The 18537-nt window shown below is 72.4% G+C and carries 18 protein-coding genes, 1 pseudogene and 1 riboswitch; of the genes and pseudogenes, 8 read left to right on the forward strand and 11 right to left on the reverse strand.

The window, feature by feature from the left end:
• Nucleotides 1-40: 40 nt before the first annotated feature.
• The 3 genes from ACIQHQ_RS24230 to ACIQHQ_RS24240 all read right to left on the reverse strand — a co-directional run bounded on the left by ACIQHQ_RS24230 (nucleotide 41) and on the right by ACIQHQ_RS24240 (nucleotide 2968).
• Nucleotides 41-430 carry a hypothetical protein gene (locus ACIQHQ_RS24230; protein ID WP_402614924.1) on the reverse strand — a complete coding sequence of 130 codons (390 nt, stop codon included), beginning with the start codon at nucleotides 428-430 and terminating at the stop codon, nucleotides 41-43.
• A 129-nt stretch (nucleotides 431-559) separates the two neighbouring features.
• Nucleotides 560-1861 (reverse strand): glycosyltransferase, encoded by a 1302-nt coding sequence (locus tag ACIQHQ_RS24235; protein WP_402614927.1) that lies wholly within the window; start codon nucleotides 1859-1861, stop codon nucleotides 560-562.
• A gap of 36 nt (nucleotides 1862-1897) precedes the next feature.
• The gene (locus ACIQHQ_RS24240; protein WP_402615333.1) at nucleotides 1898-2968 is read right to left on the reverse strand and encodes a GNAT family N-acetyltransferase; all 1071 of its coding nucleotides are present in this window, start codon (nucleotides 2966-2968) and stop codon (nucleotides 1898-1900) included.
• Nucleotides 2969-3154: 186 nt separating this feature from the next.
• Here ACIQHQ_RS24240 and ACIQHQ_RS24245 point away from each other — a divergent pair, with 186 nt between their 5' ends.
• On the forward strand, nucleotides 3155-4003 hold the full coding sequence (locus ACIQHQ_RS24245) for an HAD family hydrolase (RefSeq protein ID WP_402614930.1): 849 nt from the start codon (nucleotides 3155-3157) through the stop codon (nucleotides 4001-4003).
• On the opposite strand, the gene ACIQHQ_RS24250 is transcribed toward ACIQHQ_RS24245, so the two are convergent.
• The gene (locus ACIQHQ_RS24250; RefSeq protein WP_402614933.1) at nucleotides 3967-4746 is read right to left on the reverse strand and encodes a transglycosylase SLT domain-containing protein; all 780 of its coding nucleotides are present in this window, start codon (nucleotides 4744-4746) and stop codon (nucleotides 3967-3969) included. The two genes, ACIQHQ_RS24245 and ACIQHQ_RS24250, sit on opposite strands and share 37 nt — an antisense overlap.
• 5 nt (nucleotides 4747-4751) lie before the next feature.
• Nucleotides 4752-4927: riboswitch (cyclic di-AMP (ydaO/yuaA leader) on the reverse strand.
• A 502-nt stretch (nucleotides 4928-5429) separates the two neighbouring features.
• Between ACIQHQ_RS24250 and ACIQHQ_RS24255 the strand changes: the two genes are divergently transcribed.
• The 4 genes and pseudogenes from ACIQHQ_RS24255 to ACIQHQ_RS24270 all read left to right on the forward strand — a co-directional run bounded on the left by ACIQHQ_RS24255 (nucleotide 5430) and on the right by ACIQHQ_RS24270 (nucleotide 9646).
• Nucleotides 5430-6440, forward strand: coding sequence for a polyprenyl synthetase family protein (locus ACIQHQ_RS24255; protein WP_402614935.1), 1011 nt, complete (start codon nucleotides 5430-5432; stop codon nucleotides 6438-6440).
• Between the two features lie 232 nt (nucleotides 6441-6672).
• The gene (locus ACIQHQ_RS24260; RefSeq protein ID WP_402614938.1) at nucleotides 6673-7923 is read left to right on the forward strand and encodes an outer membrane lipoprotein carrier protein LolA; all 1251 of its coding nucleotides are present in this window, start codon (nucleotides 6673-6675) and stop codon (nucleotides 7921-7923) included.
• 40 nt (nucleotides 7924-7963) lie between these two features.
• Nucleotides 7964-8833, forward strand: a pseudogene (locus ACIQHQ_RS24265) (ABC transporter ATP-binding protein); the annotation flags it as partial.
• Nucleotides 8834-8836: 3 nt separating this feature from the next.
• Complete coding sequence (locus tag ACIQHQ_RS24270) at nucleotides 8837-9646, forward strand: ABC transporter permease (RefSeq protein ID WP_402615336.1); 810 nt, start codon at nucleotides 8837-8839, stop codon at nucleotides 9644-9646.
• A 12-nt stretch (nucleotides 9647-9658) separates the two neighbouring features.
• Here the strand turns inward: ACIQHQ_RS24270 and ACIQHQ_RS24275 are convergent, their stop codons facing one another.
• From ACIQHQ_RS24275 to ACIQHQ_RS24285, 3 genes are all read right to left on the reverse strand, one after another.
• Nucleotides 9659-10240 carry a flavodoxin family protein gene (locus ACIQHQ_RS24275; RefSeq protein WP_402614941.1) on the reverse strand — a complete coding sequence of 194 codons (582 nt, stop codon included), beginning with the start codon at nucleotides 10238-10240 and terminating at the stop codon, nucleotides 9659-9661.
• 109 nt (nucleotides 10241-10349) lie between these two features.
• Nucleotides 10350-11489: an amidase gene (locus ACIQHQ_RS24280; protein WP_402615339.1), complete on the reverse strand. Its 1140-nt coding sequence runs from the start codon at nucleotides 11487-11489 to the stop codon at nucleotides 10350-10352.
• A gap of 35 nt (nucleotides 11490-11524) precedes the next feature.
• Nucleotides 11525-12028: a DUF6668 family protein gene (locus tag ACIQHQ_RS24285; protein ID WP_402614944.1), complete on the reverse strand. Its 504-nt coding sequence runs from the start codon at nucleotides 12026-12028 to the stop codon at nucleotides 11525-11527.
• 158 nt (nucleotides 12029-12186) lie between these two features.
• Between ACIQHQ_RS24285 and ACIQHQ_RS24290 the strand changes: the two genes are divergently transcribed.
• Nucleotides 12187-13638 (forward strand): tetratricopeptide repeat protein, encoded by a 1452-nt coding sequence (locus ACIQHQ_RS24290; RefSeq protein ID WP_402614947.1) that lies wholly within the window; start codon nucleotides 12187-12189, stop codon nucleotides 13636-13638.
• Nucleotides 13639-13659: 21 nt separating this feature from the next.
• On the opposite strand, the gene ACIQHQ_RS24295 is transcribed toward ACIQHQ_RS24290, so the two are convergent.
• Entirely contained in the window at nucleotides 13660-14610 is a 951-nt protein-coding gene (locus ACIQHQ_RS24295) for a M28 family metallopeptidase (protein ID WP_402614950.1), read from the reverse strand.
• A 152-nt stretch (nucleotides 14611-14762) separates the two neighbouring features.
• Complete coding sequence (locus ACIQHQ_RS24300; RefSeq protein WP_402614953.1) at nucleotides 14763-15236, reverse strand: VOC family protein; 474 nt, start codon at nucleotides 15234-15236, stop codon at nucleotides 14763-14765.
• A gap of 21 nt (nucleotides 15237-15257) precedes the next feature.
• On the opposite strand from ACIQHQ_RS24300, the gene ACIQHQ_RS24305 reads away from it, so the two are divergent.
• On the forward strand, nucleotides 15258-15881 hold the full coding sequence (locus ACIQHQ_RS24305; RefSeq protein WP_402614955.1) for a CGNR zinc finger domain-containing protein: 624 nt from the start codon (nucleotides 15258-15260) through the stop codon (nucleotides 15879-15881).
• Nucleotides 15882-16030: 149 nt separating this feature from the next.
• Here ACIQHQ_RS24305 and rarD read toward each other — a convergent pair whose 3' ends face one another.
• A complete protein-coding gene (rarD, locus tag ACIQHQ_RS24310) occupies nucleotides 16031-16981 on the reverse strand; it encodes an EamA family transporter RarD (protein ID WP_402615341.1) in 951 nt (316 codons plus the stop codon).
• 187 nt (nucleotides 16982-17168) lie between these two features.
• Nucleotides 17169-18023, reverse strand: coding sequence for an SDR family oxidoreductase (locus tag ACIQHQ_RS24315; protein ID WP_402614958.1), 855 nt, complete (start codon nucleotides 18021-18023; stop codon nucleotides 17169-17171).
• A 90-nt stretch (nucleotides 18024-18113) separates the two neighbouring features.
• Between ACIQHQ_RS24315 and ACIQHQ_RS24320 the strand changes: the two genes are divergently transcribed.
• Nucleotides 18114-18503: a winged helix-turn-helix transcriptional regulator gene (locus tag ACIQHQ_RS24320; RefSeq protein WP_402614961.1), complete on the forward strand. Its 390-nt coding sequence runs from the start codon at nucleotides 18114-18116 to the stop codon at nucleotides 18501-18503.
• Nucleotides 18504-18537: the final 34 nt, after the last annotated feature.

The raw sequence follows: 18537 nt of genomic DNA on the forward strand, positions 1-18537 counted from the left end.
AAGACGGGGATCGCGGGGGTGCCGACGCCGCCCGCCGAGGCTATCGGCCCCTCACCGTCCTGGGCACGCCGCTCGGGTTGGCTTTTGCCGTCCTGGGCACGCCGCTCGGGTTGGCTTTTGCCGTCTTGCGCACGCCGCTCGGGTTGGCTTTTGCCGTCCTGGGCACCCCGCTCGGCCCGGTTTCTGCCGTCTTGCGCACGCCGCTCGGGCTGGCTTCTCCCGTCTTGCGCACGCCGCTCGGGCTGGCTACTGCCGTCTTGCGCACGCCGCTCGGGCTGGCTTTTGCCGTCCTGGGCACGCCGCTCGCGCTGGCTTTTGCCGTCTTGCGCACGCCGCTCGGGCTGGCTTTTGCCGTCCTGGGCACGCCGCTCGGGCTGGCTTTTGCCGTCTTGCGCACGCCGCTCGGGCTGGCTTTTGCCGTCTTGCGCACGCCGCTCGGGCCGGCTTCTGCTGTCCTGCGCACCCCGCTCCGCCCGGCTTCTGCTGTCCTGCGCACCCCGCTCCGCCCGGCTTCTGCTGTCCTGCGCACCCCGCTCCGCCCGGCTTCTGCCGTCCGTCTTCATTCTGCCCCCCGAGCTGTCTTCTCCCGAGCGGACGAGCGCAGTGCCCGCCGCGCCTTCAGATAGCCGACCGGCCCGTACACCATCCCGCGGCGCTGCAACCGCGACAGCCGCCGCGGCCAGGGATGGGTCCGCCCGTCGTGATCGCCCGGCATCCCCGCGCCGTGCGCTGCCTCCGTCTCCCGCACGGCCGTCAGCGCGCGGGCGTGGGCGAGGCCGCGGGGCAGCCGCGCGAGGAACGCCGGCAGCAGCGCGGGCCGGTTCACGAGCACCGCGGTGAGATACGCCGTGAGCCCGGCGCCGTAGCCGTACGCCTGCGTCTCCAGGTCCCGCCAGGTCTCCCGGTGGTGGTGCCACACCAGGGCGTACGGCGTGTAGCGCAGCCGGTGGCCCTCGGCCAGGACGCGCACGAAACCGTAGAGGTCGTCTCCGCCCCGGGCGGCCGTCCCGGCGCCGGTGGCCGGATCGAAACCGCCGACGGAACGCAGTACCGCCGTGCGGAACGCCATGTTCGCGCCCGATCCGAACCGCCCCGCCGTGAACGGGAACAGCGGCTCGTCGCCCGGCGGGCTCGCCGGGTCGTACGTCCTTGGAGTGAAGCCTTTCGCGAAGCCGCCATGGCTCTCCAGCAGTACCTGGGCCGGGGTGGTGAGCCGCGCGGGCAGGATCAGCCCGGTGCTGCACCCGAGCCGGGCGTCGGCGGCGAAGGGCGCGGTCAGTTCGGTCAGCCAGCGCGGGTCGGCGACCACGTCGTCGTCGGTGAAGGCGACCACCTCGCCGCGCACGGCGTCCAGCCCCGTGTTGTGCGCGCCCGCGAGCCCCGGAACAGGCTCACGGACGTACCGCACGCGCTCGGCGTACTTCCGCTCGATCAGCTCCCGCGTCTCGTTCGTGACGGGCGCGTTGTCGACGACGACGATCTCGAACCGCGGATGGTCCTGCGCCAGCAGCGAGTCCAGCGCCCGCGCCAGCTGCCCGGCACGCTCCCGCGTCGCGACGACGACACTCGTGTACGGGGGCTCCGCGGGCTCGCCGAAGACGGCCGGCCCGCACTCCGCCCGTGCCCGCCCCGCCAGCACGGCCTTCGGATCCGCCCCCTCCGGCACCCGCCCGAGCAGCGTGCCCACGGGTCGGCCGCTCCTTCTGACCAGCACGAACACCTCTCCGTGCGTCACCGGCGGACTCCCTGGGCCCGGTCTGAGCACCGCCTCGTCCCCGTCGAGGTCCAGCTCGGCGACCTGCACCGCCCCGATGTCCAGGAACCGCCGTATCTCCTCCTGCGCACGCGCCGAACGGGCCATGCGCCCCACCCCCCTTGTGTCAGGTACGCCTTGCGTTCAGGTGTGGCGCAGCCGGGCCGCGCCCTTCAGCGTCCGCGCCGCCAACGAGGCAAGCCGCGGCCGGCTGCGGACGAAGCTGTGCGCGCGGCGCGCCGGCTCGCGGCTCAGCCAGTGCAGTGCCGCGCCGGCCCCCGGCCGCGTCACCGCCCCCTCGTACACGGGCAGTTCGCCCGTCTTCAGCGCGTCCTTGTACTCGGCAGCGCCCCGGCCCAGGTCGAGCATGCCGACGCCACCGGCGGCCGCCGCCTCCGCCATGCGCAGGTGCAGCACCAGACCCGGTGAGAACTTCGCGAACTCCGGGTCGTAGGCCGGGAACCAGCAGGCCAGTACCGAGGCCGAGCGCAGCCCGAAGTGCGCGGCGACGGGCCGCTCACCGGCGTACAGCACGGACAGGGTGCCGCTGCACTCCGGCGCCCGGGTCCGGGCCAGCTGCCCGACGAGCCGGATGATCCACTCCTGGGCGAACCGGTCCCGGCGCCCGGTCCTGCGGTACTGCGCCGACTTCCACCCCATGAGGGTGCGCAGCGCGGCAGGGTCGCGTTCGTCGAACACGAACCGCAGCTCACCGGCCTGTCGGCCCAGCTTGCGCTCCTTGGCCAGCGTGGTCTTCAGGAACTTCGGCGACTGCGCGCGCAGCACCGACTCGTACGTCTCGTAGCCCTTCTCCACGTCGATGACGTAGGTGGCGTGCTCCGCGGCCGCGTACCGGACGAACAGCCGCTGTTCGGCCTCCAGATTGTCGAAGGCGAAGCTCGACACCGAACAGGCCCTCAGCAGTTCGCCCGTCTCCAGGTTCAGCCCCGGCCGCAGAATCGCGCCCTGCGCGTCCGAGACGCCGAGACCGATCGCCCGGCCCTGCCCCAACGGGCCCCGCTCATAGGGCAGGAAGCCGGCCGGCTCCGGCCCCTCGTACACCACGGCGACCCGGGCCCGCGGCCTGACCCGGCCGACGGCTTCGGTGAACTCCGGTTCCATGAAGGGGTTGCGCGGTGCCTCGGAGACCGCGCGCAGCGCACGCCAGCGCTCCCTCTCCCCTTCATCGAGCTCCCCGGGCCCAGCCACGCGAATGCGCCCACTGCTCAACCTGACCCCCCGATCAAGTCCCCCCTGGACACATGGAAGGTACCGCTCGATGCGGCCTCTCCGGTAGGTAGCGGAGCATGTTGTTGCCAACCGGTGCAGAGGCCTTCAACCGGGCAATCGGCGTCCGTCGGGCGATGAAACGAGGGGGCGCGTTGTCCGTATTCTCTGATCATGGCCGCACCCCTCGCACATTCACTCATCGCCACCGATCTGGACGGGACGCTGCTGCGCGGCGACGACACCCTCTCCGACCGGTCCCTCGCCGTGCTCGCGCGGGTGGCGGACGCCGGTGCCCAGCACCTCGTGGTGACGGGCCGGCCGGCGCCGAGAGTGCGGCCGCTCCTGGACGACCTCGGATGCAGGGGACTCGCGGTGTGCGGGCAGGGCGCGCAGGTGTACGACGCCGGCGCGGACCGGCTGCTGTGGTCCATCACCCTGGACCGGGAACTGGCCGAGACCGCCCTCGGCAAGATCGAGGCGGAGGTGGGGCAGGTGTACGCGGCGGTCGACCAGGACGGGGTCGACGGGCTCACGCTGATCGAGCCGGGTTATCTCATGCCGCACCCGACCCTGCCCGCGGTACGGGTCGACCGGCGCGACGACCTGTGGGGTGAGCCCATCAGCAAGGTGTTGCTGCGCCATCCGCACCTGTCGGACGACGAACTGGCGGCGACGGCCCGCTCGGTGATCGGCTCACTGGCGACGGTGACGATGTCGGGGCCCGGCACGGTGGAACTCCAGCCGTGCGGGATCACCAAGGCGACGGGCCTGGCGCTGGCCGCCGAGCATCTGGGGCTGCGGCCGGCGGACACCATCGCCTTCGGCGACATGCCCAACGACATCCCGATGTTCGACTGGGCCGGCCACGGTGTCGCGATGGCCAACGCCCATCCCGAACTCAAGGCCGTGGCCGACGAGGTCACCCTGTCGAACGAGGACGACGGCGTCGCCGTCGTCCTCGAGCGACTGCTGGGCGGGACCGCTCAGTACGGGCCGTTGACGTTGTCGATCGAGCCGTAGCGGTCGGCCGCGTAGTTGCAGGCCGCGGTGATGTTGGCGACCGGGTCGAACGGGTCGAAGGGGGTGCCGGGGACGTGGTACGCGGCGAAGGTCGGGTCGATGACCTGGAGCAGACCCTTGGACGGGGTGCCCGCGGCGGCGTTCGAGTCCCAGTTGTTGATCGCCAGCGGGTTGCCCGACGACTCGCGCATGATGTTGCGGTGGATGCCGTCGTAGGACCCGGGGATCCCCTTCTGCGCCATGATGTCCAGCGCTTCGCGGATCCAGCCGTCGAGGTTGTTCGCGTAGGTCTTCGCGGACGCCTGGGTGGCCTGGGCGACGCCCGTGGCGGGCTTCGCGGCCGGCTTGGCCGGGGCGGACGACGGGGTCGCGGTCTTCTTCGCGGCGTGCGCCTTGGTGGTCTTCACCTTCAGCTTCAGACCCGGGTGGATCAGCTTCGGGTTGTCGCCGACGGCGGCGCGGTTGTCCTTGTAGAGCTGTTTCCAGCCGCCCGAGACGTCGTACGTGTCCGCGATGCGGGCGAGCGAGTCGCCCTTGGTCACGGTGTACGTGAGGGACTTGGCGGGCTGGACCGCCCGCGGCACGGACTGTACGGCGGCGGGTGTGCTCTGGGGCTCGGCGGCGCTCGCGTGTGTGGCGCCGAGGAGCGGGAGGGTGAGTGCGGCTCCGCCGGTGCCGGCGGCGATGAAGCCTCGGGTCAGCGGGTTGATTCTGGGGCGACGGTGCTTGCCTCGTCCGGGCATGGCGATATTCCTCTCCGGCGCCTGCGAGGTGAGCTGTCGGGTTCGGGCCGGGAGGTGCCCGGCCGCGTACGGCGCTGTGTGCCGTGCGCGGCTTCACCCCGAGCCGTGCCGCTGTGCGGACCGGCGACTTACCTGGGTCCCCCGCTCCTGCCCTGCGTGAGTGAGTCGGTTCCTGTGGGGAGTCCGGGCGGCGGCAGGATTAGGCGTCCGCCGGACAGGCCGGGAACGTATGCGAGAGCACATGTCGGGAACAAGCGCCTTGGTCACATATCACGCGGATGACCTTGGTCGGGGGTGTTTGGGCCGCTTGATCCTTTGCGGGAGCCAAGGGTCAACTGGCTTTCGGGGGAAGGGGGTACGGGTCGGTGCGAGGGCGGGAGAGAAAAGCGGAAGAAGTGATTCAACTCACTGATCACAAGTCGGCGGGGCGATTTCCACCAAGGGGAATTCACTTACCTAAAGCGGCAAATCGTGCATACTTCGGTACCCCTGGGTAAGTCGATAAATATCTGTTCTTATGGGTTGATCGAAAACATAGCGGGCGTGATCGGATACCACCCGGCCTGTAACCATGGGCGCTGGCGGTGATCGAAACGTGACCGGATACGCTGACTCGAGTGAGGACAGCGACCTATCGACAAACCGCGTAATCACCGGCAGACACAGCAGACAGGAGACCCCTCGTGACCGACGTCGGGCCGTTCGGGCTGAGCGTGCGGGACCAGGCTCTGGAAGCCGATGTCCAGGCCGGACTGACGGCTGTCGAGGAAGGCTTGCTCGAGGCCACCAAGAGTGAGGTGCCCTTCATCACGGAGGCCGCCCAGCACCTGGTGCGGGCCGGCGGCAAGCGGTTCCGTCCGCTGCTCGTGATGCTCTCCGCCCAGTTCGGTGACCGGCACGCACCCGGGATCGTGCCGTCGGCCGTCGTCGTGGAGCTGACCCACCTGGCCACGCTGTACCACGACGACGTCATGGACGAGGCCGCCGTGCGCCGGGGCGTCGCGAGCGCCAACACCCGCTGGGGCAACTCCGTCGCGGTCCTCACCGGCGACTTCCTCTTCGCCCGCGCCTCGCACATCCTGGCCGACCTCGGCCCGGAGGCCGTGCGGGTGCAGGCCGAGGCGTTCGAGCGCCTGGTGACCGGCCAGATCCTGGAGACGGCCGGACCGCAGGACGGCCGCGACCCCATCGAGCACTACCTGGACGTCCTGGGCGGCAAGACCGGCTCGCTGGTCGCCGTCTCGTGCCGCTTCGGCGCGATGATGTCCGGCGCCGACGAGACGGTCGTGCACGTGCTGACCCAGTACGGCGAGCGGCTCGGCGTCGCCTTCCAGCTCGCGGACGACGTCCTGGACATCGCCTCCGACTCCCACGAGTCCGGCAAGACCCCCGGCACCGACCTGCGCGAGGGCATCCCCACCCTGCCGGTGCTGCGGCTGCGCGAGCGGGCGGCCCGCCTCGGACTCGCCGAGGACATCGCCCTGTGTGAGCTGCTGGACTCCGACCTCACCGACGACGAACGGCACGCCGAGGCCCTGCGCCTGCTGCGGGCCCACCCGGCGCTGGAGCAGGCCCGGCGGGACACCGTGCGCTACGCCCAGGACGCCCGTTCGGCGCTGGCGCCCCTGAAGGAGTGCGCAGCGAAGACGGCGCTCCTGGAGCTGTGCGACGCGGTGGTGCACCGGGCCGGCTAGGGCCTCCTCTTCTCCCCGACCCCTACGGGTCGGGGGAGAAGACACCCGCCCGTGTCATACCCGAGCAGTACACGGAGTTGAGTCCGGGGTCTGACGTATCTCCCTGGCCGATTTGGTCAGATGGACACCACGGAAAACACCACTCCTCACCTGTTCGGGTGAGAATGGCGGCTCAGGGACGAGTGCGTGCACGACACGGACAGCCGCCGCCGATCACGGAGGTAGGGCACACATGGCACCGTACGCATCCGACGACAGCACGACCGCCGGGCAGGCCGACGAGCAGCGCTCCGGGCGGCGCACAGCCGCGCGGTACATCGTCCCGGTCACGGTGATCGGGGTGGCGGCCGCGACGATCGGCCTGGTCCCCGCACTCGCCGACTCCGGCGACCCCGACCTCCCGAAGATCACCGCTCGGCAACTCATCGAGAAAATCGCCAAGTCCGACGTCGAGCAGCTGTCCGGCACGGTGAAGATCAGCACCGACCTCGGCCTGCCGAACCTCGGCGGCCTGGAGTCCGGCCTGCTGTCCGGTGCCGCGGGCCAGGGCGAGGGCGGCTCCTCCGCCGACCCGACCGCCAAGCTCACCGAACTGGCCTCCGGCACGCACACCCTGCGCGTGGCGGCCGACGGCCCGGACCGGCAGAAGCTGTCGCTGCTGGAGAACGCCGCCGAGTACAGCGTCATCCACAACGGCAAGGACGTCTGGGGCTACGACAGCAAGTCCAACGAGGTCTACCACGGCACCGCCTCCGAGAGCCCGGAGCGCGGGAAGGACCAGCGGCCGCCGGCCCTGCCGAAGGACTTCGCCGAGGAGGCCCTGAAGGCGGTCGACGACACGACGTCCGTCACCGTGGACGGCACCGCCCAGGTCGCCGGCCGCGACGCTTACAAGCTGGTCGTCGAGCCGAAGCAGTCCGGCTCGACGGTCGGCGCGATCACCGTGGCGGTGGACGCGCGGACCGGCATGCCGCTGAAGTTCACGCTCACCCCGGCGAGCGGCGGCGCCGCCGTCGTCGACGCGGGTTTCACGAAGGTCAGCTTCGCCAAGCCGGCCGCCTCGACCTTCGACTTCACCCCTCCCAAGGGCGCGAAGGTCACCGAGGAGAAGGACTCCGGCAAGGCCTCGGGTCGGACGCCGCGCGAGGCGCCGGGCAAGCCCTTCGACCTGGGTGAGGCACCGGGGCACGCCCCCGGGGCCGGCAAGGTCCTCGGCGGCCACGACGGCATGAAGACCATCGGCGAGGGCTGGACCGCCATAGCCACCTTCGACACCGGCGGCGAGGGCGTGCCCTCGGGCAAGGCCGGCGGCGACCTCGGCGGCTTCATGGACTCGCTCGGCGACAAGGTCCACGGGAAGTTCGGCTCGGGCACGGTCTTCTCGACCCGCCTGGTCAACGCCCTCATCACCGACGACGGCAAGGTCTACGCGGGCCTGGTCACCAAGGACGCGCTCGTGAAGGCGGCCGACGCCGGGAAGTAGGCCCGTAGGCGTACGGGACGTCGAGAGAACGAGGAAGCCGATGGGCGAACCGTCCGCCACGGAACCGGAGGAAGAGGCGCGGGCCGAGACCGGCGAACCGGTCATCGCCACCCACGCGCTCACCAAGCGCTACCGCGGCGGACAGCTCGCCGTCGACGGTCTCGACCTGACCGTCCCGGCGGGCAGCGTCTTCGGCTTCCTCGGCCCCAACGGCTCCGGCAAGACCACCACCATCCGCATGCTGATGGGCCTCGTCGAGCCCACCTCCGGCACGGCCCGGGTCCTGGGGCAGCCCATGCCCCGGGCCACCCGCGCCGTGCTGCCGCACGTCGGCGCCCTCATCGAGGGACCGGCCCTCTACGGCTTCCTCTCCGGCCGCGACAACCTGATCCGCTACGACAGCGCCGACCCGGCCGCCAGCCCACGCACCCGCTCGGCCCGGGTCGCCTCGGCCCTGGACCGGGTGGGTTTGACGGCCGCCGGGTCCAAGAAGGCCAAGGCGTACTCCCTGGGCATGAAACAGCGCCTGGGCCTTGCCGCCGCGCTGCTCCGGCCGCGCCGGCTGCTCGTCCTCGACGAGCCGACCAACGGCCTGGATCCGCAGGGCATGCGGGAGATACGCACCCTGATCCGGGAGCTGGCCTCGGACGGCACGACCGTCTTCCTCTCCTCCCACCTCCTCGACGAGATCGAGCAGGTCTGCACGCACGCGGCCGTGATGGCGCAGGGCCGGCTGATCACACAGGGACCGGTCGCCGAGCTGTCCGCCGGGGCGCGCGGCCGGCTGGTGGTGACCACGCCGGACCCGGCGGAGGCGGCCCGGGTGCTGAAGGAACAGGGCGTCGGAGACATCGTCGTCACCGGCGAGAGGGTGACCGGCGAACCACCGGAGCGCGATCTCGCCGAGGTCGGGCTGCTGCGCAACGAGCTCGTCACCACCTTCCGGCGCTGGCGTACGCTCGCGCTGCTGACCGTGCTGGCGGGTGTGCCGATCCTCGTCGGCATCGCCGTCAAGATCGAGACAGGGGACGGTTCGTCGCCCGGCGGCGGAGGTCCGGCCTTCATCGCGCAGATCACCAACAACGGCCTGTTCCTGGTCTTCACCGCCTTGGCCGCCACGCTCCCGTTCTTCCTGCCCATGGCGGTCGGGGTGGTGGCGGGCGACGCGATCGCCGGCGAGGCCAACTCCGGCACGCTCCGCTATCTGCTGGTCGCCCCGGCCGGCCGCAGCCGTCTGCTGCTCACCAAGTACGCGACGGTCGTCCTCTTCTGCCTGGCCGCCACGCTGGTGGTCGTCGTATCGGCCCTGACGGTCGGCGCGTTGCTCTTCCCGCTCGGGGACCTGACGACCATCTCCGGTACGCGCATCGGCTTCGCCGAAGGCCTGGGCAGAGCGCTGCTGATCTCCCTGGCCGTCGCCGCGTCACTGATCGGCGTCGCCGCGCTCGGCCTCTTCGTGTCGACCCTGACGGACAGCGGCATCGCGGCGATGGCGACGACGGTCGGCCTGCTGATCACGGTCCAGATCCTCGACCAGATCCCCCAACTGCACGCCCTTCAGCCGTACTTCTTCTCCCACTACTGGCTCTCCTTCGCCGACCTCATGCGCGAGCCGGTCTACTGGGACGACCTGGCGAAGAACCTCGGCCTCCAGGCCCTGTACGCGGCGGTGTTCGGGTCGGCGGCGTGGGCACGCTTCACGGCGAAGGACATCACGGCGTAGGGCCGCCCGGAGTCACCGCTCGTACAGGAACCGGGCGAGCGGTGCCTCCTGCGCGAAGAAGGTCTTCGCCCGGGTCAGCGCCGCGGTGTCGGTCAGCACGTCACCGGGCTTGCTGCCGTTGCCGAGCAGCACCCCGCCGAAGCGCATCCCCATGTACGCGGCCGAGTTGTGGAGCGTCCCGACGAGCGGGTCGGCGACCACCTCCTGCGTGTGCGCGAGGGCGGTGACGCCCCACAGGGTGCGCCCGGCCAGGGTCGCCTTGAAGTCGAGGCCCGGCGTGCGCAGCCAGCCCGACCAGTGGTCCAGGTAGCGCTTGGTCTGCGCGGAGACCGAGTACCAGTACAGCGGCGAGACGATCACGATGTCCGTCGCCGCGAGCGTGGCGTCGAGCAGCCGGGCCACGTTGCCCTCGGTCGGCCGGACGTGGTCGCTGTCGTGGCGCAGGTCCTCGAAGTCCGGCAGGGGGAATTCGGTGAGGTCGATCCACTCCTGCTCGACGTCCGGGGGCAGTTGCTCGGCGGCCCGGCGTGCCAGCAGCTCGGAGTTGCCCTCGGCGCGAGCGCTGCCCAGGACGAAAAGGAAACGGCGGGTCATGGGTCCCCCTCTGGAAATTCGGCGTACGTCAACTACACGCGTGTGCATCATATGCGTACGCAAGTAAATGCGCCAGGGGTGCCCGCTGCGGGCGCCCGCCGGGGCCTGGTCAGCCCGCCTCCCGCGTCTCCGCCTCCCGCGCCACCGCCAGCAGAAGCGCCTCCCGCCCGTGCGGTGCCACCAGCTGAAGCCCGGCCGGGCAGCCGTCGTCACCGATCCCCGCGGGCAGGCTCAGCGCCGGGTGCCCACTGAGATTGAACGCCCAGGTCAAAGCAGTTGAGTAGCGGTCCCCGGGGCCCTCGTGGCCGTGCGGGGCGGTGGGTGCCGTCGGGGTCAGCAGCAGATCGGCACCGGCGAACAATTCCGCGAGCCGCCGGTCGTTCGCCGCCCGGACACGGTGGGCCCGGGCCGGGTCGGCACCGGGTGTGCGCAGGGCGAGCCAGGCCGGCCCGGGGTCCGCGAGCCGCACCGGCGTGCGCGGCCGGACCAGCCGTAGCACCCCTGCCGCCACGAGCCGTTCCACCGCAGCCCGGGCGAGCGTGACGGGCTCCGGGTCGGGCCCGGCGAAACCGAGGTCCGGGGACCAGACGGCGGTGACGGGAAGAGCCGCCGGGGCCGGCGCCGGCTCCTGGGCCTCAACGCGCCACCACAGCTCCGCGTCCCGTGCCGAGCGGGCGAGCACCCCGCGCACCCTGAGCCCCGTACGATCGCCCGACGGCAGCCGTCCCCGCGTCGTCTTCAGCCCGACGACCCCGCACCATGCCGCCGGGATGCGCACCGACCCGGCCCCGTCGCCGCCCGTCGCCAACGGCACCAGCCCGGCCGCCACGGCCGCCGCGGCCCCGGCCGACGAACCGCCCGGTGTACGGTCGGCCCGCCACGGGTTGAGGGTCCGGCCCCCGGCTCCGAGCCCCCAGGTCTGCCAGGGCGTGCCCGGCCCGGGCACGGACGTCGCCCCCACCGCCACACACCCGGCGGCGAGCAGCGCGTCCGCCGCGCGCAGCCCGTGCCGCCCCTTGACGGCGATCGGTACACCGGCGAGCGGCAGCAACGGGTGAGCACCCCGCCGGTCGAGTCGGGTGTCCACCTCACCCGCCCGCCGCAACGCCTCCTCGCCCCACACCTCGACGAACGCGCACAGGTCGGGATCGGCCCGCTCGACCCGCTCCAGCGCCGCCGCGACGACGTCCGTCGCACGCAGCGCCCGGGCGCGTACGCCCGCCGCGATCTCCCCGGCCGACAGGGGCAGGTCCGGCAGGGGCAGGTCCGACAGGGGCGCGGCCGTCAGCGCGCCGCTCCCGTCAGCCGGGCCAGGTCCGCCGTCTCGCGCGGCGGGTGGCCCGTTTCGCCGAGCCGCCAGGACGGCACCCACGGCACGCGGTACACGTCGATGACCGACTCCAGGGACCTGACCCGCTGGACGAGCGGGCGCGGCAGCCGGCCCGGGGCGTCCGCCACGAGGACGACGGCGTCCAGGTCGAGCCCCGGCGGAGCCTGACGGCGCCGGAAGAGCTCCACCGTCCCGGCGACCGAGTCCAGCCCGGCCGCGTGCGTCCGGGCGACCAGCAACACGGACGGGGGATCACCGGGCCCGGGCCAGGACCGGCCGCTGTCATGGCCGCCGTAGACCGCCACGAGGGTGGAGACGCCCGCGCCGCCGTGCGTGCCCACCCAGGAGAAGCGCCGCCCTGCGGCATGGGCGTGCGCGGGCTCCGGCGGTCCCGGCTCCGGCGTGGTCACCGGGCCTCGCAGCCAGATCTCCGGTCCCTGTCGCGTGCCTGTGTGCATGCCCCTCTCCTCCCTCGTACGCCCGGCCCTCACGCCCCCGGAACACCCGTGCCGGGGCCGGCGGCCCTTGGGACGAGCCTGTGACACCGTGGTGACGTGAGAAACGGGGGCGAGCGGACACACTCGACAGTAGGTGTACGACGCCCAGTGAGGGGACGATGTCGCGACTCAGCCGCGAGAAGAAGCGGGAACAGAAGCAGGCCGCACGCGCGGCCACCCCGGCGGCGCCGATCGAGGTCCATGTCCCCCGGGCCGGAACGGACGCGGGAGGGGCAGCCGGTGGGGTGTCCGACGGGGCCTCCGTCGGAGGGGTGCCGGTCTTCGCGGCCCCTGGTGAGGAGATCCAGCGGGCCGTCCTGAACCGCCTGCACCACATCGCCCTCGCCACCGGCCACCCCGTTCTCGCCACGATCCACGACGAGCGCATCGGCTACGTCGTCCCGCTCCAGGTCGACCCGGACGGCTCCAGCCGCTTCACGGCCGAGCCGGTCGCCGCGCCCCCACCGGCGCCCCGGCACGCCGGGGGCAACGGCGCCCTCACGCCGCCGGAGCCGCGGTCCGTCCGGGACAACGGCGCCCCTGTGCCGCCGCACGCCCCGGGCGGGACCGTGACCCCGGCCGAGCCGCAGCACGTCCGGAGCGGCAGCGCCGCGGCGCCGCCGGAGCCGCGGTCCGTCCGGGACAACGGTGCCCCTGTGCCGCCGCAGCCGCCGCACGCCCCGCCTGCCCGGGGTGACAGTGCCACGCATGTGCTGCGCCCCGCGGAGGAGTCCGGCCGGGACTCGGCGCCGACGTTCCGGCTCCGGGCGGTGCCCGAGCCGCAGTCGGCCGATGAACCCGTACCGACGTTCGAGCTGCGAGCCGTGCCGGGGTCGGCGGAGCCCGTGCCGGACGACGGGCCACCGGCCCCGGGCACGGCGACGCCGCCCGGCACCGTCGCGCCGCCCACCGGCGCGTTCGGCCCGCCCCCGCCCATGGACGCCAGGCCGCTCCCCGTCCCCGAGACCCGTCCGGCTCCGCGACCCGTACCGGTCCCCGAAGAGGCCCTGATCGCCGCCGACCCCGACCCCAAGCCCACGCCCCCGCGCGGTTTCGACGCCGTCGCGGAGGCCGTGCTCGGGGACGAGCCCCTGACCGCTCCGGGTGATCCCGCCGCGCCCGCACTCCTCGCGGAGCCCGTCGCGAGGATCAACGAGGCCGTGAAGGAGGGCCGGATCGACGCGGCCGCCGACCTGGCGGAGCAGACCGTCGCGCAGGCGTCGGGGACGCTGGGGCCGGAGCACCCCGAGGTGCTCCGGCTGCGCGAACTCACCGCGTACATCGCCTACTTGGCGGGCGACCCGGTCCGTGCCTGCCGGCTGTCGCTCGACCTGGCCGGTGCCCGCCGCCGGGCCGGCGACGCGGAGGCCGCCTACGGCAACGTGGAGAGCGCGGCCACCGCGTGGCGTGCGGTGCGCGACCCGGCGCCGGGGCTGGAGCTGGGTCGCGCCCTGATCGGCCTGTGGACGGAGCTCGCCGCCGAGGGCGGCCCGGCCGCCGAGGAGGTCGAGCAACTGGAGTCGGCCCGCGCGCGCATGGGCCGTCTCACCGAACGCGCCCGCAAGCAGTAGGCGTGGCGTGGCCCGGGAGGGCTACTCCGACAGCTCCCACACCGCGTACGCGAGGGCGTCGCTGTTGCGGTTCAGGGCGGTGTCGTTGATGTTGGCGGTGGTGTCGCAGGAGGAGTGGTAGCAGCGGTCGAAGGCCCGCCCCGCCGTGCCGCCCCACTTGGCCGCCTGCGCCGCCGTCATCGTCCGGCTCGCCCCCGTGAACAGCCCGCCCACCGGCACACCCGCGCTCTTGAACGGCGCGTGGTCGGAGCGGCCGTCGCCCTCGGTCTCGATCTCGGTCGGGACGCCGATGCCGCCGAAGTAGTCCTTGAAGGTCTTCTCGATCGCCGGGTCGTCGTCGTAGACGAAGTAGCCGGGGTTCGGGGAGCCGATCATGTCGAAGTTCAGGTAGGCGCTGATCCGGGAACGGTCGCCGGTGGTCAGCCGGTTGACGTAGTAGCGGGAGCCGACCAGGCCGAGCTCCTCCGCGCCCCACCAGGCGAACCGCAGATGCTTGGTGGGCTTGTACTGCGCCCGGGACACGGCCAGGGCGGTCTCCAGGACGGCGGCCGAGCCGGAGCCGTTGTCGTTGATGCCGGGCCCCGAGGAGACGCTGTCGAGGTGCGAGCCGGCCATCACGACCTGGTTCGCGTCGCCGCCCGGCCAGTCGGCGATCAGGTTGTAGCCGGTGCGGCCGGAGGCGGTGAACTGCTGGATCGTGGTGGTGTACCCGGCCGCGTCCAGCCTGGCCTTCATGTAGTCGAGCGAGGCCTTGTAGCCGGCCCGGCCGTGCGCCCGGTTGCCGCCGTTGGCGGTGGCTATGGACTGCAACTGGGACAGGTGGGCCTTGACGTTCGCCACGGGGATGTCCGGCGCGGCGGCCGCTCTGGAAGGAGCGGAGGACGCGGCGTCGGCCACGGCACCGCCGGTCAGGAGCATGGCTGTTGCCATGCCGCCTGCCGCGACGGCGCGCGCGGAAACGGAGAGCTTCATGTGGGGGCTCCGGATTCCGTCGGGAAGCCCGTGGGGTGTCCACGGGCCGCCCGCAGTGAATGGGGTGCCTGGATGGTGAAGCTGGTACTGACTCTCCGTCAAGGTATGTATTCGGCCAGGGCATCACGGAGTGCAGGCCTTTGGTGCCCCTGTCACTGCACGCAGAACTCGTTCCCCTCCGGGTCCGCCATCACGACCCATTCACCGCCCTGCTCCTTCACCCGCCGCAGCGTGCTCGCCCCGAGCTCCTCCAGTCGTGCGACCTCCTCGTCGCACCGCCCCTCACCCGGGTGCAGATCGAGGTGCAGCCGGTTCTTGACCGTCTTCGCCTCCGGCACCCGCTGGAACAGCAGCCGCCGCCCCAGCCCGGTCCCGCTCTCCTCGTCGAACGGGTCCTCGGGGTGCCGTACGGCGATCAGGTCCCGGAAGGCGCGGCGGCCGTGGAAGTCGACCGTGGCCTCCTCCGGCAGGGCGCCGAAGCCGAGCAGCTTCCCGATCAGGGCGCTGTTGTCCTCGGTCTCGTAGCGGAGGGCGGCCGCCCAGAAGTCGGCCTGGGCGTGCGGGTCATCGGCGTCGATGACGAGTTTCCAGTGCACGGGAGTGGGTGATGCCGGTGTCTGCGTCATGTAACCACTTATACTGGTTAGGTGAGTGGACGCGCAGGGGAAACGCCGGAACGACCGCCCGGTCTGACACTGGTCCCGCACGAGGGCAAGCCCTACTGCTTCGACCCGGGCACCCTGTGCCTGGAGCTGACGGCGACGGGCGGCCCCGGGGCCTTCGCCCGCTGGGAGGTGCTGCACGAGCCCTCACACCTGGTCACCTGGGCCGGGCGCAGCCGGCTGCCGGACGGGCTCGACCTCACCGTCTCCGCCGCGCAGCTGGAGCGGGTGCGTGCCCTGCGCGACGCCGTGTTCCTGCTCGCCGCCGGTCGTGCCCACGGCCGCCCCCTGGAGCCGGCCCACCTGGACGTCGTCAACGCCGCCGCGGCCGGGCCCCCGCTCGTCGCCCGCATCGAGCCCGGCGGCACCCGCTCCTGGGCTCCCGGTGCCACCGGCGCCCAGCTGCTCTCCACCATCGCCCGCGACGCCATCGACCTGTTCACCGGGCCGTTCGCCGACCGGATCCGTGAGTGCGGCGCCCACGACTGCCACCTGCTCTTCGTCGACACCTCCCGCCCGGGGCGCCGCCGCTGGTGCGCGATGGAGCACTGCGGGAACCGCGAGAAGGTCCGGGCGCACCGGGCCCGCCACGCCCCTGCGAAGCCGTAGCCTCCGGGCCTGCTCGGCCCTGGCCCACGGACCGCTGACGATCGCGGTGACGGACGGGGTCGCGGGGCCGGAGCGTGGCCTGGCGGCGGACTGCTGATGGCCGCCACCCGGTTCGGCTCGGCGATCGGGCTCTCGGCGGTGGCCGCGGTCTACGGCCTGGCGTCCACCGGGTCCGGCCCCGGGGCCACGCTGTCGGCGTTCCGCGTGGCACTGACCGTGCCGGTCGCCCTGGTGGTGCCGGGCACGCCGATCTCGCTGGTGAGCGTGCGGGAGGCTCGGCGGGCGGTGCGCAAGGCGTCCCAGGTGAGCAGTGCCAACGCCAGCCACACCAGCGTGAACCCGGCCCAGCGCTCCGGCGGCATCTCCTCGTGGAAGTAGAGGATGCCGAGCAGGAACTGGAGGACCGGCGTCGAGTACTGCAGCAGACCGATGGTGGACAGGGGCACGCGGATGGCGGCCGCGCCGAAGCACACCAGGGGGAGCGCGGTGACGATGCCGGCCGAGGCGAGCAGCGCCGCGTGCCCCGCGCCCTCGGCGGCGAAGGTGGAGTCGCCCCGCGCGGTCAGCCACACCAGGAAGGCGACGGCGGGCAGGAACTGGATCGCGGTCTCGGCGGCCAGCGACTCGATGCCGCCGAGGTTCACCTTCTTCTTCACCAGCCCGTACGTGGCGAAGGTGAAGGCGAGGCAGAGGGAGATCCACGGGGGCCGGCCGTAGCCGACGGTCAGTACGACGACCGCGGCGCATCCGGTTCCGACGGCCGTCCACTGCACCGGCCGCAGCCGCTCCTTCAGCAGCAGCACGCCGATCGCGATGGTGACCAGCGGGTTGATGAAGTACCCGAGGGAGGCCTCGACCACGTGCCCGGAGTTCACGGCCCAGATGTACAGGCCCCAGTTGAGGGTGATGACCGCCGCGGCGACCGTGATCAGCGCCAGCTTGCGCGGCTGCCGCAGCAGCTCACCGGCCCAGGCCCAGCGGCGGAGCAGGAGCAGGGCGGCGCCCACGAAGACCAGCGACCACACCATCCGGTGGGCCAGGATCTCCACCGCGCCGGCGGGCTTCAGCAGGGGCCAGAACAGGGGGACGAGCCCCCACATCCCGTAGGCCGCGAAGCCGTTCAGCAGTCCTATGTGCCGCTCACCCCTCGGCTTGCCGGTCACGGGCCCCTCCTTCGCGCCTGGCGTGTGTCCGCGTCCTCGACGGTAACGCCGAGCGCCCCCGGATGTCATGTCCGTATCGGCATACGGTCATGACATCCCGGGGGTGGGGGAGTGAGGCGGGGAGTCAGCTCTTGAGGGCGGCCGCGATCGCCTCGGAGAACGGGGTGGTCGGGCGGCCGGTCAGGCGGGACAGGTCACCGGTGGACACGACCAGCTGGCCCTTCTCGATGGCGGCGTCGACACCCGCGAGGATCTGCGCGAACGGCTCGGGCAGGCCCGCGCCGGTCAGGATGCCGACGAGGGCTTCGGGGGAGACGGCGTGGTAGGCGATCTCCTTGCCGGTCTGCCGGCTCAGCTCGGCCGCGTATTCGGCGAAGCTCCAGGGGGTGTCGCCGCCCAGCTCGTACGTCTTGTTCTCGTGTCCCTCGCCGGTCAGTACCGCGACGGCGGCAGCGGCGTAGTCGGCGCGGGCGGCGGAGGAGACCTTGCCCTCGCCGGCGGCGGCGACGACCGCGTTGTGCTCCAGCACCGGGGCGAGGTTCTCGGTGTAGTTCTCGTGGTACCAGCCGTTGCGCAGCAGCGCGTACGGCACACCCGAGTCCAGCAGGAGCTCCTCGGTGCCGCGGTGGTCGTCGGCGAGCGCGGCGGTCAGGGTGCTGGGGGCGCTGGTGTAGGCGAGCAGGGCGACACCGGCGGCCTTCGCGGCGTCGATGACCACCTTGTGCTGCTGCACGCGGCCCTTGTCGAACTCGGTGCCGGAGATCAGCAGCACCTTGTCACCGGCGGCGAACAGGCCGTCGAAGGAGGCGGGGGTGTTGTAGTCGGCGATCGCGATCCGCACACCGCGGGCCGCGAGGCCGGCGGCCTTCTCCGCGGTGCGCACGACCGCGGTGATCTGCTCGGCGGGGACCTTCTCCAGCAGCTGCTCCACGACGTGACTGCCGAGGTGTCCGGTGGCTCCGGTGACGACGATGCTCATGGTGGGCTCTCCTTGTGGGGGTGCGTTGGCACTAACCATAGGAGCTGCGCTAACTCTTGGAAAGTACCCACTTTGAAGTAAGGTACTGGCATGCCAGTAAGTATGAGTGTGAGCGACCCCGAGGCGATGTGCCCCCACCGGCTGGTCCTGGAGCACGTCACCAGCCGCTGGGGCGTGCTCGTCCTGATCGAGCTCCTGGACCGCGACTACCGTTTCAGCGAACTGCGCCGTGCGATCGGCGCCGGCGGCAGGGGCGTCAGCGAGAAGATGCTCACGCAGACCCTCCAGACCCTGGAGCGCGACGGCCTCGTCCACCGCGACGCCAAGGCCGTGATTCCACCGCGCGTCGACTACTCCCTCACCGACCTGGGCCGCGAGGCCGCCGAGCAGGTCCGGGGCCTCGCGGCATGGACGCACCAGCGCTTGGGTGAGGTGGAGAAGGCCCGCCGGGCGTACGACGAGGCCCGGGCCGCGTCTTAGGCGGCCCGGGCCCTGAGGGTGCCTTGCGAACGGC

The organism is Streptomyces sp. NPDC092370 (assembly GCF_044755265.1).
GTDB lineage: Bacteria > Actinomycetota > Actinomycetes > Streptomycetales > Streptomycetaceae > Streptomyces.

Bases quoted from the DNA above. Each gene is read 5' to 3' on its own strand.
- rarD (WP_402615341.1), bottom strand. From the start codon at position 16,981: ATGTGGGGGCTCGTCCCCCTGTTCTGGCCCCTGCTGAAGCCCGCCGGC.
- ACIQHQ_RS24260 (WP_402614938.1), top strand. From the start codon at position 6,673: ATGGCACCGTACGCATCCGACGACAGCACGACCGCCGGGCAGGCCGAC.
- ACIQHQ_RS24300 (WP_402614953.1), bottom strand. From the start codon at position 15,236: ATGACGCAGACACCGGCATCACCCACTCCCGTGCACTGGAAACTCGTC.
- ACIQHQ_RS24275 (WP_402614941.1), bottom strand. From the start codon at position 10,240: ATGACCCGCCGTTTCCTTTTCGTCCTGGGCAGCGCTCGCGCCGAGGGC.
- ACIQHQ_RS24285 (WP_402614944.1), bottom strand. From the start codon at position 12,028: ATGCACACAGGCACGCGACAGGGACCGGAGATCTGGCTGCGAGGCCCG.
- ACIQHQ_RS24290 (WP_402614947.1), top strand. From the start codon at position 12,187: ATGTCGCGACTCAGCCGCGAGAAGAAGCGGGAACAGAAGCAGGCCGCA.
- ACIQHQ_RS24250 (WP_402614933.1), bottom strand. From the start codon at position 4,746: ATGCCCGGACGAGGCAAGCACCGTCGCCCCAGAATCAACCCGCTGACC.
- ACIQHQ_RS24235 (WP_402614927.1), bottom strand. From the start codon at position 1,861: ATGGCCCGTTCGGCGCGTGCGCAGGAGGAGATACGGCGGTTCCTGGAC.
- ACIQHQ_RS24245 (WP_402614930.1), top strand. From the start codon at position 3,155: ATGGCCGCACCCCTCGCACATTCACTCATCGCCACCGATCTGGACGGG.
- ACIQHQ_RS24315 (WP_402614958.1), bottom strand. From the start codon at position 18,023: ATGAGCATCGTCGTCACCGGAGCCACCGGACACCTCGGCAGTCACGTC.
- ACIQHQ_RS24320 (WP_402614961.1), top strand. From the start codon at position 18,114: ATGCCAGTAAGTATGAGTGTGAGCGACCCCGAGGCGATGTGCCCCCAC.
- ACIQHQ_RS24295 (WP_402614950.1), bottom strand. From the start codon at position 14,610: ATGAAGCTCTCCGTTTCCGCGCGCGCCGTCGCGGCAGGCGGCATGGCA.